Annotated in this window: 11 protein-coding genes; 3 read left to right on the top strand and 8 right to left on the bottom strand. The window is 65.4% G+C overall.

The features are described from left to right. Positions 1-108: 108 nt before the first annotated feature. Together ACEN9P_RS09380 and ACEN9P_RS09375 are read right to left on the bottom strand one after the other, a co-directional pair. Positions 109-1,248 carry an ABC transporter substrate-binding protein gene (locus ACEN9P_RS09380; RefSeq protein ID WP_477663729.1) on the bottom strand — a complete coding sequence of 380 codons (1,140 nt, stop codon included), beginning with the start codon at positions 1,246-1,248 and terminating at the stop codon, positions 109-111. Positions 1,249-1,454: 206 nt separating this feature from the next. Continuing rightward, on the bottom strand, positions 1,455-1,934 hold the full coding sequence (locus ACEN9P_RS09375; protein ID WP_007872894.1) for an Lrp/AsnC ligand binding domain-containing protein: 480 nt from the start codon (positions 1,932-1,934) through the stop codon (positions 1,455-1,457). Between the two features lie 121 nt (positions 1,935-2,055). Between ACEN9P_RS09375 and ACEN9P_RS09370 the strand changes: the two genes are divergently transcribed. Continuing rightward, entirely contained in the window at positions 2,056-5,028 is a 2,973-nt protein-coding gene (locus ACEN9P_RS09370; RefSeq protein WP_495621791.1) for an L-glutamate gamma-semialdehyde dehydrogenase, read from the top strand. Positions 5,029-5,055: 27 nt separating this feature from the next. On the opposite strand, the gene ACEN9P_RS09365 is transcribed toward ACEN9P_RS09370, so the two are convergent. From ACEN9P_RS09365 to ACEN9P_RS09345, 5 genes are all read right to left on the bottom strand, one after another. After that, positions 5,056-6,924, bottom strand: coding sequence for a potassium transporter Kup (locus ACEN9P_RS09365; protein WP_074578808.1), 1,869 nt, complete (start codon positions 6,922-6,924; stop codon positions 5,056-5,058). 312 nt (positions 6,925-7,236) lie between these two features. After that, positions 7,237-8,532 (bottom strand): glutamate--cysteine ligase, encoded by a 1,296-nt coding sequence (gene gshA, locus ACEN9P_RS09360; RefSeq protein ID WP_007872875.1) that lies wholly within the window; start codon positions 8,530-8,532, stop codon positions 7,237-7,239. A gap of 151 nt (positions 8,533-8,683) precedes the next feature. After that, positions 8,684-9,937, bottom strand: coding sequence for a glutamate-5-semialdehyde dehydrogenase (locus ACEN9P_RS09355; protein WP_495622157.1), 1,254 nt, complete (start codon positions 9,935-9,937; stop codon positions 8,684-8,686). A gap of 113 nt (positions 9,938-10,050) precedes the next feature. Continuing rightward, positions 10,051-11,139 carry a DNA polymerase III subunit delta gene (gene holA, locus ACEN9P_RS09350; RefSeq protein WP_495621790.1) on the bottom strand — a complete coding sequence of 363 codons (1,089 nt, stop codon included), beginning with the start codon at positions 11,137-11,139 and terminating at the stop codon, positions 10,051-10,053. 28 nt (positions 11,140-11,167) lie between these two features. Continuing rightward, positions 11,168-11,590: an Lrp/AsnC family transcriptional regulator gene (locus ACEN9P_RS09345; protein ID WP_477664527.1), complete on the bottom strand. Its 423-nt coding sequence runs from the start codon at positions 11,588-11,590 to the stop codon at positions 11,168-11,170. 138 nt (positions 11,591-11,728) lie between these two features. Between ACEN9P_RS09345 and ocd the strand changes: the two genes are divergently transcribed. Then, the gene (gene ocd, locus ACEN9P_RS09340) at positions 11,729-12,817 is read left to right on the top strand and encodes an ornithine cyclodeaminase (RefSeq protein WP_495621789.1); all 1,089 of its coding nucleotides are present in this window, start codon (positions 11,729-11,731) and stop codon (positions 12,815-12,817) included. Further along, positions 12,817-13,731 (top strand): arginase, encoded by a 915-nt coding sequence (rocF, locus tag ACEN9P_RS09335; protein ID WP_495621788.1) that lies wholly within the window; start codon positions 12,817-12,819, stop codon positions 13,729-13,731. The genes ocd and rocF overlap by 1 nt, the downstream gene beginning before the upstream one ends. A gap of 16 nt (positions 13,732-13,747) precedes the next feature. On the opposite strand, the gene ACEN9P_RS09330 is transcribed toward rocF, so the two are convergent. Next, positions 13,748-14,254: an LPS-assembly lipoprotein LptE gene (locus ACEN9P_RS09330; protein ID WP_477664530.1), complete on the bottom strand. Its 507-nt coding sequence runs from the start codon at positions 14,252-14,254 to the stop codon at positions 13,748-13,750. Between the last annotated feature and the right edge of the window lie 17 nt (positions 14,255-14,271).

Genomic DNA, 14,271 nt, shown 5'->3' with positions numbered 1-14,271 from the left:
CACTCCTGGTGAGGTCTGACTGGGAGGGGGTGGTTTGTGCTCGCATTATGGCCAGGGAGCGCCGCCTGGCAAGCCCCGGCGCGGCCTTGCCACAACGGCGGGCCCGGTTCAGCGCATGAATTTCCCGCCGCGCCCGATGATGGTCAGGTCGGTGAAACGCGAGCCTTCGTGGCTTTTGGGCGCGTAGCTGATGGTGAAGCCGCCCATGTTGTGGTCGCGCAGCGATTCCAGCGCCGTGGTCAGGCTTTCGCGGGTCAGGGGTTTGCCGGCCCGGCGCAGGCCTTCGGTGAAGACCTTGGCCGCGAGAAAACCTTCCATGCTCGAGAAATCAAAATCCTTGTTGCCGGCTTCCGTCATGCGCTGCTGGTACTCGCGCACGATGGCCGAGGAGGGCGTGTAGGGAAAGGGCACGACCTGCGAAATCGTCACGCCGGCCCCGGCGTCGCCCAGCTCCTCGGCCAGGGCCTTGGAGCCGACAAAGCTCACGTTGAAAAACTGGCCGCCGTAAGCCTTGGCGCGGGCCTGCTTGATCAGCGCGGCGCAGGACTTGTAGGCGCTGATCTGTATCACCGCTTCGGGCGCGGCCTTGAGGATCTCCGCCAGCGGCGCGGCCACGTCCACGCTGTTGCGCTCGACGGTGACGCTGGCTGCGGCCTTGAGGTTGCGTTTGGCCAGCGCCCGCGTCACGCCCTCCAGCCCGGCCTTGCCGTAGGAGTCGTTCTGGTAGAAGACGGCGATCCTGGTGATGCCGACGGTGCTCAGGTGCTGCACGATGCGCTCGGTCTCGTCAAAGTAGCTGGCGCGCACATGGAAGATGTTGCGGTTGAAGGGCTCGCGCAGGGCCTGCGCGCCGGTAAAGGGGCCCACCAGCGGAATGCCGGCCGCGTTGATGGCCGGCACGGCGGCCAGCGTGGTCGGTGTGCCGACCGAGCCGATCAGCGCGAATACCTTGTCCTCCTCGATCAGGGCCTTGACCGCGGCGGCGGCCTTCTCGGGCTCGTAGCCGTCGTCGCGCGAGACCAGCTTGAGGCTGCGGCCGTTGATGCCGCCCGCCGCATTCACCGCATTGAAGTGGGCCAGTATGCCCAGCTGCATGCGCTTGCCCAGCTCGGCCGCGGGGCCGGTCTGGGCGGCGAACTGCCCGACCAGGATTTCGCTGTCGCTGACACCGGTTTCCGCGCAGTGCGCGGTGCCGGCGGCCAGCGCCAGCAGCAGCGCGCCGAACCGGGACCATGGCTGGTTGTTCATCAGGAAGCCCTCCGATATTGTCCGCAGCCGGGGATACGGCTGCGCTACCTATGCAATCCACCACCTAGGTGTTGTGGTGCCAAGGTATCCCAAGCCCGCAGGCTTGGCAACGCGGTTAGCCCCCGTTCTTGCGCTTTCGGCACCTCAAGAGCGGCAAAAATGCCGCAAAAGTCTCGAATTGCACGATTTGGGTCTCGAGAGAGGTTTCAAACGCCCAGCGCCAGCCGGGTGGTGCTTTTGACTTCTTCCATCACCGCGTAGGTACGGGTTTCACGCACGCCCGGCAGCTGCCACAGCACGGTACCGGCGAAAGAGCGATAGGCCGCCATGTCGGCCATGCGGGTCTTGAGCAGGTAGTCAAAGCCGCCGGCCACCATATGGCATTCGGTGATTTCAGGGTGGACCTGCACCGCCGCCTTGAAGGCTTCGAAGACATTGGGCGTGGTGCGGTCCAGCAGCACCTCCACAAACACCATCATGCCGGCGCCCAGCTTGAGCGGGTTCAGCAGGGCCTCATAGCCCAGGATGTAGCCGTCCCGGCTCAGGCGCTGGACCCGGGCCAGCACCGCGGTGGGCGACAGGGCCACGCTTTCGGCCAGCTTGAGGTTGGAAATCCGGCCGTCCTGCTGTAAAACATTCAGAATTTTGAGGTCTATGCGGTCAATTTCTGCGGAGGCTTCAAACATGAGTAGTGAGTTATTCGGTTATTTTCTGAAATTTAGCGGGAAACTCATCATTATTCAACGGAACATCGATGCATCCACTGAATAAGTGCCCCAAACCGTGAAATCCTCCATGGAGCCCCTGATGTCCACCTCCCCGCGCCTGCCTTTTCCCTACCGCCCTGAATCCGAGATCGTGGCCGGCCAGCTGCGAAGCCTGGCCGGCGCGCTGGACTGGGCGGCGGCGGCGCATTCGGCCCAGCCCTGGGTGCAGGCCGTGCGCGACAACCCGCCGCCTTTCTGGGCCATGGAAAGCCTGCTCAAGGAATACCCGATTTCCAGCGCCGAGGGCCTGGCCCTGATGCGCCTGGCCGAAGCCCTGCTGCGCGTGCCGGATGCCGAGACCGCGATTGCGCTGACGGCCGACCAGCTCGGGCGTGCCGATTTTGACGGTGCCGGCGACGGCGTGATGGCGCGCCTGTCGGCCTCCGCGATCGCCATGTCCAAGCTGTTTTTGCCCGAGGGCGGCCACCCCAACTTGATGAGCAAGCTGGGCGCGCGCACCGTCGTGGCCGCCACCCTGCGCGCCGTGCAGCTGTTGGGCCGGCAATTCGTGCTGGGCCAGACCATTGGCGACGCCATGGGCGAGGCCGACGACAGCCGCAAAAAAATCCCCAACCTGCGTTTCAGCTACGACATGCTGGGCGAGGGCGCGCGCACCGACGCCGACGCGCTGCGCTACCTGGCGAGCTACACCCATGCCATCCAGGCCATCGCCGCCGGCGCCAGCAGCAGCGGCCCGACCGAAAAAAACGACGGCATCTCGATCAAGCTCAGCGCGCTGCACCCGCGTTATGAAGACGCCCAGCGCGAACGCGTGATGGCCGAACTCGTGCCCCGCGTCTGGGGCCTGTGCGAGCTGTCGGCCCGGGCCAATATCAACCTCACGATAGACGCCGAGGAAGTCGACCGGCTGGAGCTTTCACTCGACGTCTTTGAAGCGCTGGCCGCGCTGGTGGCCCAACACCACCCGCAGTGGCAGGGCTTTGGCTTGGCCATGCAGGCCTACCAGACGCGCGCGCTGGACCTGATCCATCACATCGCCGCCATCGCCCGCAAATACAGGCTGCGCCTGATGTGCCGCCTGGTCAAGGGCGCGTACTGGGATTCGGAAATCAAGCGCGCCCAGGAGATGGGCCTGCCGCACTACCCGGTGTTCACGCACAAGCACCACACCGACGTGTCCTACCTGGCCTGCACGCAGGCCTTGCTCGCCGCACCCGATGCGATTTACCCGCAGTTCGCCGGCCACAATGCCGCGACCATTGCCGCCATCCTGCAGATGGCTTCGCGCAACGCCGTGCCCTTTGAGCTGCAGCGCCTGCACGGCATGGGCGAGGGCGTGTTCCGTGAGGTGCTCAAGAACCCGCTGATCAGCTGCCGCGTCTACGCCCCCGTGGGCGCGCACCGCGACCTGCTGGCCTACCTGGTGCGCCGCCTGCTCGAGAACGGCGCCAATTCCTCCTTTGTGCACCAGCTCGCCGACGAGTCGGTCGGCATGGGCGAGCTGCTGACCTCGCCGCTGCGGCTGGAGCCCGAGTCTTCGCTGCCGCTGCCGCCCGCGCTCTACGGCCCCGGCCGGCCCAACAGCCTGGGCCTGGACCTCACGGTGGCCAGCATGCGCGCGCCGCTGCTGACCGCGCTGGCCACCACCTCCGTGCCCGCAGTGCCGGAGTTTGATCCCCGGCAGGCCGCGGCTGCGGTGGAGAAGGGCGTCGGCGCTTACCAGCAATGGCGCAAAGTGGACGTGGCCGGGCGCGCTGCCATCCTGCGCCGCGCCGCCGACACCATGGAGCGGCAAATGCCCAAGCTCTGCGCGCTGCTGGTGAAGGAAGCCTTCAAGACCTGGGGCGATGCCGTGTCGGAAGTGCGCGAGGCGGTGGACTTTCTGCGCTACTACGCCAATGAGGCCGAACGCATCATGCAGCCGGTGGCCCTGCCGGGTCCGACCGGCGAGACCAATGAGCTGCGCCTCTCGGCGCGCGGCGTCTGGGTCTGCATCAGTCCCTGGAATTTCCCGCTGGCCATCTTCACCGGCCAGGTCGCGGCTGCGCTGGCCACCGGCAACGCCGTGCTGGCCAAGCCGGCCGAACAGACGCCCGGCATTGCCTGGGAGGCGGTGAAGCTGCTGCATGAAGCCGGCGTACCCGAGGGCGCGCTGCAGCTCGCGCACGGCCCCGGCGAGACCGTGGGCGCGGCGCTGGTGGCGGCGCCCCAGGTGGCCGGCGTGGTGTTCACCGGCTCCACCCAGGTCGCCAAAATCATCAACCGCGCGCTGGCCGCCAAGGACGGCCCCATCGTCCCGCTGATCGCCGAGACCGGCGGCATCAACGCCATGCTGGTCGACAGCACGGCCCTGCCCGAGCAGGTGGCCGACGCTGTGGTGCAAAGCGCGTTTCGCAGCGCCGGCCAGCGCTGCTCGGCGCTGCGCCTGCTGTGCGTGCATGAAGGCATCGCGGACCACGTGATCGAAATGATCCAGGGCGCGGCGCAGGAACTGGTGGCCGGCGAAACCGCCGATCTTGCCACCGACGTCGGCCCGGTGATAGACCGTGAGGCCTTTGACAATATCCAGAAGCATTTGCAGCGCCTGGGTGCCAGCGCCAAGGTGCTGGTCACGCCGGCGGCACCGGCTGCACCGGCCAACCTCATTCCGCCCGCGGCCTTTGAAGTGCGCAGCCTGTCCGAGGTGAAGGACGAAATCTTCGGCCCCGTGCTGCAGGTCGTGCGCTGGGGCAGCGGCGAGCTCAAGGACCCGCAGGCCGTGATCGCGCGGATCAACGCACTCGGCTACGGCCTGACCCTGGGCATACAGACCCGCATAGACTCCCGCGCCCAGGCCCTGGCCGCGGCGGCCCATGTCGGCAACATTTATGTGAACCGCAACATGATTGGCGCAGTGGTGGGGGTGCAGCCGTTTGGTGGAGAGGGGCTCTCCGGCACCGGCCCCAAGGCCGGCGGGCCGCATTACCTTTACCGTTTCTGCGCTGAGCAGACGGTCACTGTGAATACGACGGCGGCTGGCGGGAATGCCACGCTGCTGGCGGGCGGCGCTTGAGGGTTTGCTCGCCCTCGCGGGCGGGCCTCAGATCTCTATCTTGCTGCCCAGCTCCACCACGGAGTTGTTCGGCAAATTCAAGAAGTCAGCCGCCCCACTCGCGTTGTGGTGCATCTGCGCAAACAGCTTCTCGCGCCACGGCGCCATGCCGCTGCCAATCGTCGGGATCACGGTGTCGCGCGAGAGGAAGTAGCTGGTGGTCATGGATTCCAGCTCGCAGCCGCGGCCCTTGATCTGCTGCAGGGCCTTGGGCAGGTCCAGGTCGTTCTTGAAACCGTAGTGCACGTTGACCTGCCAGCAGTCGTGCCCCAGCGCCTGGATCTCCAGGCGCTTGTTCATGCCTATCCAGGGAATCTCGTGGTTGCGCACCGTGACGAACAGGTTCTGCTCGTGCAGCACCTTGTTGTGCTTGAGGTTGTGCAGCAGTGCGTTGGGCACGCTGCCGGGTTCGGCGGTCAGGAACACGGCCGTGCCTTCGACGCGGGCCGGCGGGCTCACAAAAACGGCGTCCAGGAAGCTGGGCAGGTCTATCGCGTCGGCGCGCAGTTTTTCATTGAGCAGGTGGCGGCCTTCCTTCCAGGTGATCATCAGCGTGAAGACGGCGCCGCCTATGACCAGCGGGAACCAGCCGCCGGCGAACAGCTTCATGAGGTTGGAGGCGAAGAAGGCGAAGTCGACGAGGAAGAAAACGCCGGTGGCGGCGATGCACAGGCTCAGCGGATACTTCCAGCCGTAGCGGATCACGTAGAAGGTCAGGATGGTGGTGATCAGCATGTCGGTGCAGACCGCGATGCCGTAGGCGGCCGCCAGGTTGCTGGACGAGCGGAACATCACCACCGCGAGCACGATGGTGATGAACAGGCCCCAGTTGACGAAGGGCATGTAGATCTGGCCGGTGTCGCGCACGCTGGTGTGCTGAATGTTGAGGCGCGGCAGGTAGCCCATCTGGATGGCTTGTTTGGTCACGCTGAAGGCGCCGGTGATCAGGGCCTGCGAGGCGATCACCGTGGCCATGGTGGCCAGGCCCACCAGCGGCAGCAGTGCCCATTCGGGCGCCATCAGGTAAAAAGGGTTCTTCACGGCGGCGGGGTTGCTGATCAGCAGCGCGCCCTGGCCGAAGTAATTGAGCACCAGCGAGGGCATGACCACCGAGAACCAGGCCAGGCGTATCGGTTTTTTGCCGAAGTGGCCGAGGTCGGCGTACAGCGCCTCGGCGCCGGTCACGCACAGCACCACGGCGCCCAGGATGATGAAGGTGGTGCCGGGATTGGCCCACATGAACATGACGGCGTAGTGCGGGCTCAGTGCCACCAGGATGTGGGGGTTGGTGGCGATCTGCGAAATGCCCAGCAAGGCCAGCACGGCGAACCAGATCAGCGTGATGGGCCCGAAAAACCGGCCTATGCCGGAGGTGCCGTGCTTTTGCACCGCGAACAGGGCAAACAGGATGATCAGGGTGATGGGGATCACGCCCTGCTTGAAGGCCGGCGAGACGACTTCCAGGCCCTCGACCGCCGACAGCACCGAGATCGCCGGGGTGATGACGCCGTCGCCGTAAAACAGCGAGGTGCCGAAAATGCCCACGACCAGCAGGGTACGGCGCAGCTGGGGCTTGTCCTTCACCGCGGTGGAGGCCAGCGCCAGCATGGCGATCAGCCCGCCTTCGCCGTTGTTGTCGGCGCGCAGGACCAGCGCCACATACTTGATGGAAACGATGACGGTCAGCGTCCAGAAGAAAATGGACAGGATGCCGTAGACGTTGTCGGGGGTGAAGGGAACATGCCCGGAACCGAAAACTTCCTTGACGGCATACAGAACGCTGGTTCCGATGTCGCCGTAGACGACACCGATGGCGCCCAGGGTGAGCGCCGCGAGTGATGATTTTTGACTAGACACAAAAACTTCCCGTCTTTGCGCCAGGCCCGTTCAAACGGGTCCCAAGCGGGCGGGAATGGTTACCTTTGGGAACGCTATTTTGCGCCCGGGGACCCGGCTTGCAAGTCGGCGGGCACCCCTAAATCCAACTAATCCCGATTTTGTTGCACCGCAACAACTTGTAACAAGAGGAGGGCGCAGCACGTGCTTGGGGCTGTCTCCGGCCTATTGCCGGTTAATGCTATGTATTTAATAGTAGGCCGCCTATAGCGCATGGGGGGCGGCCCCGAAAAATCCTAAAAAGCCATCAAAAAACCCCCTTGCGGGGGTTTTTCAGTCGTAAACCTCGGCGTCCGGGTCGGTGGCTTCGAGTTCGTAGCTTGCCGCCAGCATGGCCAGCCGGGCGATCACGCCATACATATAGAAGCGGTTGGGGCTGCTGGAGCCGGGTTTTTCGCCGGGCTGCGGCAGGCGGCCGCTGTCGGCAAAGGCCAGCGGCACAAAGCTGGCGCCGGGCGCGTTGAGGTTTTCGTCCACGCCGCGCTCGGCATGCACGCGGTAAAAACCGCCGACCACATAGCGGTCCATCATGTAGACCACGGGTTCGGCCACCGCGTCGTTGACGCGCTCGTTGGTCAGCACGCCTTCCTGGATGATCACTTCGGACAGCGCCTGGCCATCCTTGGTGGTGCTCATCTTGTTCTTGGTCTTGCGGTTCAGCGCGTCCAGGTCCTTGACGTCGCGCACCGTCATGATGCCCATGCCGTAGGTGCCGTTGTCGGCCTTGACGACGACAAAGGGCTTTTCGTTGATGCCGTATTCCTTGTACTTGCGCTTGATCTTGGTCAGCAGCGCGTCGACATTGGTGGTCAGGCACTCCATGCCGGTGTTTTCGGCGAAGTTGACCTCGCCGCACTGCGCGTACATGGGGTTGATCAGCCAGGGGTCTATGCCCAGCAGCTTGCCGAAGCGCTTGGAGATTTCTTCATAAGCCTTGAAGTGGTGCGACTTGCGGCGCACCGACCAGCCCGCGTGCAGCGGCGGCAGCAGGTACTGCTCGTTGACGTCTTCCAGGATGCCCGGGATGCCGGCCGACAGGTCGTTATTCAGCAGGATGGTGCAGGGGTCGAAGTCCTTCAGGCCCAGGCGCCTGTCGGTGCGTATCAGCGGCTCTATGGTGATGGTCTCGCCGGTCGGCAGGTTCAGCGTGGTGGGCGCCTTGATGTCGGGGCTCAGCGAGCCGAAGCGCACATTCAGGCCCGCCTGGTGGAAGATGCGCTTGAGCTGCAGCACGTTGGACAGGTAAAAGCTGTTGCGCGTGTGGTTCTCGGGCACGACCAGCAGGTTGCGCGCTTCCGGGCAGATTTTTTCGATCGCGGCCATGGCCGCCTGCACCGCCAGCGGCAGCATTTCGGGCGTCAGGTTGTTCCAGCCGCCGGGATAGAGGTTGGTGTCCACCGGGGCCAGCTTGAAGCCCGCGTTGCGGATGTCGACCGAGCTGTAGAACGGCGGCGTGTGCTCCATCCACTCCAGCCGGAACCAGCGCTCGATGGCCGGGGTGGAGTCCAGCACGCGTTGTTCGAGTTCGTTGATGGGGCCGTTCAGGGCGGTGATGAGGTGCGGAACCATTCGGCCACTTTCGATAGGTGATTCTGTTATTTGCTTCGGCTATAGCTGACCGAATTCTAGGGAGATTGGGATGCGGTGCCTGGGTTACAAGGGGTAACGCCAGCCAAGCCATCCAAAAATCCGTGGGCCGGCTTCGCGGCCCGGCATGCCCTCAGGAGCGCACTTCGCCCTGTCCCAGCACCACATATTTGAGGGAGGTAAGCCCCTCAATGCCGACCGGCCCGCGCGCGTGGAATTTGTCGGTGCTGATGCCGATCTCGGCACCCAGCCCGAACTCGAAACCATCGGCGAAGCGGGTGCTCGCATTCACCATGACGCTGGCCGAATCCACCTCGCGCAGAAAGCGCTGGGCGTGCATGTGGTCGCGCGTGAGGATGGCGTCGGTGTGGTGGCTGGAGTAGTGGTTGATGTGGGCGATGGCTTCATCAATCCCGTCCACCACCTTGATGCTGATGATGGGCGCCAGGTATTCCTCGTACCAGTCCTGCTCCGTCGCGGCCTTGAGGTTGGCGCCTTTAACGCTCGCCAGAATGGCCTGCGACTCGGCATCGCAGCGCATTTCAACGCCCTTGGCGGCGTAAATCGCGCCGATTTTGGGCAGAAACTGCGTTGCCACGCCGCGCGCGACCAGCAAACCTTCGCTGGCATTGCAGGGGCTGTATTTTTGGGTTTTGGCGTTGTCGGCCACTTTCACGGCCATGTCGATATCGCAAGGGTCGTCGACATACACATGGCAGTTGCCGTCCAGGTGCTTGATGACGGGCACCTTGGCGTCGCGGCTGATGCGTTCAATCAGGCCCTTGCCGCCGCGCGGGATGATAACGTCCACATACTGCGGCATGGCGATCAGCTGCCCGACGGCCTCGCGGTCGGTGGTGGGCACCAGCAGCACGGCGTCGGGCGGCAGGTCGGCGTCGGCCAGGGCTTGCTGCACCAGCGCGGCCAGCGCCTTGTTCGATTCAATGGCTTCCGAGCCGCCGCGCAGTATGCAGGCGTTGCCGCTCTTGATCGCGAGCGAGGCGGCCTCGATGGTCACATTGGGCCGGCTTTCGTAAATCATGCCGAACACGCCTATGGGCACGCGCATCTGGCCCACACGTATGCCGCTGGGCTGCTCCTTCATGCCGATGATGTCGCCGATCACGTCGGCCATGGCGGCCAGCTGCTCGCAGCCCTGGGCCACGGTGTCAATGATCTTGGGCGTGAGCTTGAGCCGGTCCAGCAGGGGACCGGCCAGGCCGGCGGTTGTCGCGCGCTCCAGGTCGCGCTGGTTGGCGGCCTCCAGCGCCGCCGTGTTTTTGCGCAGCGACTTGGCCAGGTTCAGCAGGGCTTTGTTCTTGGCGGCGGCCGGCGCGCGCGCGATCTCGGCCGAAGCCGCCTTGGCCCGGGAGCCCAGCAGTTCCATCAGGCCAGCGACATCGCCCGCGATATCGCTGGAAGAAGAAAGGGCTTGGTGGGAGTCGGGCGCGTTCATGGGGCCATTTTAGGCCTGCCGCAGGGCGCTCACGGCGCCGGGGGCTATGCCTGCCGGGTGCGGCCCGGTGCCGCGCACTGCTCGCAGACCATGCCGGCCAGCCGGTGCAGTGCCTGCCAGCCGTCGGCCGGCCAGTCGGGCTGCTTCAGGCCCTTGACGATGCCGTCGACCTTGTGGGCGGCATGCAGCAGATTGGCCAGGGTGGTGTCGCCGATCTGCGGCAGCACGCGCTCGAACAGTTTTTCCTTGATGCCCCAGACGCGGTTTTCGCGCAGCGCCATGGGCATGGGGCGCCCGGCACTGATCGCATCTTTGACGCGCTTCATGCTGCGGATGTCTTCGGCCAGCGCCCAGTGCACCAGCACCTCGGACTCGCCCTCGGATTGCAGGCCGTCCAGCATGCGCGCCACGCGCACGGCCTGGCCGCCCAGCACGGCTTCGGAGAGCTTGAAGACGTCGTAGCGTGCCACGTTGAGCACGGCGTTCTCGACTTGGTCGAAGCTGAGAACGCCGTCGCTGCCGCCCGATTGGGTCGGGTAGAGCAGGCCCAGCTTCTGGATTTCCTGGTGCGCCGCCAGCAGGTTGCCCTCGACCCGGTCGGCGAAAAACTGCAGCGTGCGCTGGCCTTCCTCGCCGGCGGCCACGCGCTGGCCTTGCTGCTGCAGGCGCTGGGCGATCCACTGCGGCAGGCTGCGCCTGTCTATCGGGTCGAACTTGACGGTGATGCCGAAGCTCTCAAGCGCGCCGAACCAGGCGCCCTTGGCTGTCATGCTGTCCAGCCGCGGCAGCATGACCAACGTGAGCGTGCTGTCGTCGCCCTGCGCGCGCTCGGCGATCTGCTGCAGCGCGACCGAGCCGTCCTTGCCGGGCTTGCCGCTGGGAATGCGGATCTCGACGATCTGCTTGTCTGCGAACAGGCTCAAGGAGCCGCCGCTGGCCAGCACCTCGCTCCAGTCGAAATGCGCGCCGGCCACGGTGTGCACCGTGCGCTCGGTGTAGCCCTGGGCGCGCGCCGCGGCGCGCAGCGCGTCGGCGAATTCCTGCACCAGCAGGGGCTCGTCGCCGTGCAGGGTGTACAGGCTCTTCAAGCCGCGCTTGAGGTGTTCCTGGAGTTGGGCGGGGGCCAGATTCATGTCGGGGAGTTTAGCGGGCGGATCAGGGTCAGAGCTTGGTGGTGGACAGCAGCAGGCTGGTCTCGGTATTGGCAATGCCCTCGAGCAGGCGTATGCGGCCCAGCACGCGGTCGAAGGCTTCCAGGCTGTCGGCTTGCAGTTCGGCCACCATGTCCCAGCGGCCGTTGGTGGTGTGCAGGGCGCTGACGGCCGGGTCGCCGCGCAGCGCGGCCAGCACCGCGTCGGTGCGGTTGCCCTCGACCGCCACCGTCATGAAGGCGCGTATGCGGTGGCCCTCGGCCTGGGGCTTGAGGCGCACCGTGTAGCCGGTGATGGTGCCGTCGGCCTCCAGCCTGGCCAGCCGGTTCTGTACCGTGCCGCGCGAGACCCGCAGCACCTTGGCCAGCGAGGCGACGGAGGCCCGGGCGTTGTCGCGCAGCAGGGACAGCAGTTGGCGGTCGGTATCGTCCATAGGCCAATTTTATTGGCGAAACGCCAATATGGGCTGACTATTTGTTCAAACAACCCGAGAAATTGATCAGTCTACTGACTTTTCTTTGCCATGGGGGCTGCGGACAATGGAAATCAACATAAAGATGGGAGCCCCACCATGGTTGACTACATTGGCATTGAAAGCATCCAGAAAATCGTGCGCCAGCGCGGCGCCGCCGCCTTTATCGAAGGCCTGGCCGGCGAGATCGAGCATGACTACCGGCGCTGGAACGATTTCGACAAGTCGGCGCGCCACGCCATCCATTCGCCCGACGGCGTGATCGAGCTGATGCCGACCAGCGACGGCCACCAGTACTCCTTCAAGTACGTCAACGGCCATCCCAAGAACACCGAGCTGGGCCTGCTGACGGTCACCGCCTTCGGTGTGCTGGCCGACGTGGATACCGGCTACCCGCTGCTGCTGTCCGAGCTGACCATCACCACCGCGCTGCGCACTGCCGCCACCTCGGCCCTGGCCGCGAAGTGGATGGCGCGTCCCGACAGCCGCGTCATGGCCCTCATCGGCAACGGCGCGCAAAGCGAGTTCCAGGCGATTGCCTTTCACCACATGCTGGGCATACGCGAGATGCGTCTCTTCGACATCGACGCCGGGGCCAGCGACAAGCTGGCGCGCAATCTGCACGCCATGGGGCTGCAGGGCTTGCGCGTGACGGTGTGTCGCTCCGCTGCCGAGGCCGTGCAAGGCGCCGACATCGTGACCACCATCACCGCCGACAAGCGCAATGCCGTGATCCTGACGCCGGAGATGGTCAAACCCGGCATGCACCTGAATGCCGTGGGCGGCGACTGCCCCGGCAAGACCGAGCTGCACGCCGACATCCTGCTGCGCAAGGACGCCCGCGTGGTGGTCGAGTTCGAGCCGCAGTCGCGCATAGAGGGCGAAATCCAGCAGATGCCCGAGGACTTCAAGGTGGCCGAATTCGCCGACGTGCTCAAGGGCACGGCCGTGGGGCGCGCCTCGCCTGAAGAAGTCACGATATTCGACTCGGTCGGCTTCGCGCTGGAGGACTATTCGGCCCTGCGCTACCTGCACAAGCTGCAGCTGGCCGACCCGGCCCTGCGCCGGCAGATCGACCTGGTGCCGCGCCTGGACAACCCCAAGGACCTGTTCGGCTTGCTGGCGCCGGCCGCAGCCCGTACAGTCAAGGCAACCCGTCCCGATACCATCCCTGAAATGACCTCTTGATGAGCATTCCCGTTGACCTGATAGGCGCGCCCACCGACATAGGCGCGGGCAGCCGCGGCGCTTCCATGGGCCCCGAGGCCTTGCGTGTGGCCGGCATCCGCGAGGCGCTGCACGCGCGCGGCCTGGAAGTGGCCGACACCGGCAACCTGGCCGGCCCGACCAATCCCTGGCTGCCGCCGGCCGACGGCTACCGCCACCTGGTGGAGGTGGTCGAATGGAACAAGGCCGTGCATGAGGCCATGTACCAGAGCCTGGCCGCGGGCCGCCTGCCCATCCTGCTGGGCGGCGACCACTGCCTGGGCATAGGCTCCATCAGCGCCGTGGCGCGCCATTGCCGCGCCAGCGGCAAAAAACTGCGCGTGCTCTGGCTGGACGCCCACACCGACTTCAACACCAACACCCTCACGCCCACCGGCAATGTGCACGGCATGCCGGTGGCCGTGCTGTGCGGCCACGGCCCGGCCGAACTTACCGGCATAGGCGGCGCCACGCCGGCCATGAGCCCCTCGGCGATACGGCAGGTCGGCATACGCAGCGTGGACGAAGGCGAAAAACGCTTTGTGCGCCAGGAGGGGCTGGAGGTCTTCGATATGCGCTACATCGACGAGATGGGCATGCGCCACACCATGGAAAAAGCGCTGGCCGGCATGGATGCCGACACGCATCTGCATGTGAGCTTTGACGTGGACTTCCTGGACCCGTCCATCGCGCCCGGCGTGGACACCGCCATCAAGGGCGGGCCGACCTACCGCGAGGCCCAGCTGTGCATGGAAATGATCGCCGACACCGGCCTGCTGGGCTCGCTGGACGTGATGGAACTGAACCCGGCGCTGGACGTGCGCAACGGCACGGCCGAAGTCGCGGTGGACCTGATCGAAAGCCTGTTCGGCAAGAGCACCCTGATGCGGGCTTGATGCCCGCCGGCACGGCCTAGAGTTCCGTCACGGCCGCCAGTCGGCGCATGATCTGCTGCACCACGTCGCTTTGCATGTCGCGGTACAGCAAGGCTTCCTCGGCTTCCTTGGCCAGCACGGCGGATTCGTTGAAGCTGATGTCGCGCTGCTGCAGGATTTCGGTCTCGGGAATCAATTCCTTGCCCGCCAGCGTGCGCAGCTTGAAGCGAAAGCGCAGCCGCAGCTGGAACTCGCGCACCTGGCCCGAGGCGTTGGTGCTGAGCACCACCTTCTCGCGCTGGTCGCCCAGCACGTCGAGGATCACCTGTGCTTCGTTGATGCGGCGGACGTCGGAGATCACCTCCACCTTGCGGGTCGATTGCAAGGAGCGCCTGAGCTCCACGCCCAGCGCCGAGCTTTCGCCCAGGGACGAAAAAAGCGTGCTGAAGGCGAAGTTGGGCGCCTTGCGCAGGGCGAAACCGCAGCCGCCCAGCGTGAGGGCGGCGGCCGCGGCCGACAGGGAAAGGAATGCGCGACGCTGCATGGGCTTGCCTTCTTTTC

The organism is Polaromonas sp. Polasp52 (assembly GCF_059491565.1).
The sequence above is the reverse complement of the archived record's forward strand: the minus strand, read 5'-3'. Positions and strand labels throughout refer to the sequence as shown.

Excerpts from the sequence above, each read along its gene's own strand:
- ACEN9P_RS09380 (WP_477663729.1), bottom strand. The coding sequence starts at position 1,248 with ATGAACAACCAGCCATGGTCCCGGTTCGGCGCGCTGCTGCTGGCGCTG.
- ACEN9P_RS09375 (WP_007872894.1), bottom strand. The coding sequence starts at position 1,934 with ATGTTTGAAGCCTCCGCAGAAATTGACCGCATAGACCTCAAAATTCTG.
- ACEN9P_RS09370 (WP_495621791.1), top strand. The coding sequence starts at position 2,056 with ATGTCCACCTCCCCGCGCCTGCCTTTTCCCTACCGCCCTGAATCCGAG.
- gshA (WP_007872875.1), bottom strand. The coding sequence starts at position 8,532 with ATGGTTCCGCACCTCATCACCGCCCTGAACGGCCCCATCAACGAACTC.
- ACEN9P_RS09355 (WP_495622157.1), bottom strand. The coding sequence starts at position 9,937 with ATGGAACTGCTGGGCTCCCGGGCCAAGGCGGCTTCGGCCGAGATCGCG.
- holA (WP_495621790.1), bottom strand. The coding sequence starts at position 11,139 with ATGAATCTGGCCCCCGCCCAACTCCAGGAACACCTCAAGCGCGGCTTG.
- ACEN9P_RS09345 (WP_477664527.1), bottom strand. The coding sequence starts at position 11,590 with ATGGACGATACCGACCGCCAACTGCTGTCCCTGCTGCGCGACAACGCC.
- ocd (WP_495621789.1), top strand. The coding sequence starts at position 11,729 with ATGGTTGACTACATTGGCATTGAAAGCATCCAGAAAATCGTGCGCCAG.
- rocF (WP_495621788.1), top strand. The coding sequence starts at position 12,817 with ATGAGCATTCCCGTTGACCTGATAGGCGCGCCCACCGACATAGGCGCG.
- ACEN9P_RS09330 (WP_477664530.1), bottom strand. The coding sequence starts at position 14,254 with ATGCAGCGTCGCGCATTCCTTTCCCTGTCGGCCGCGGCCGCCGCCCTC.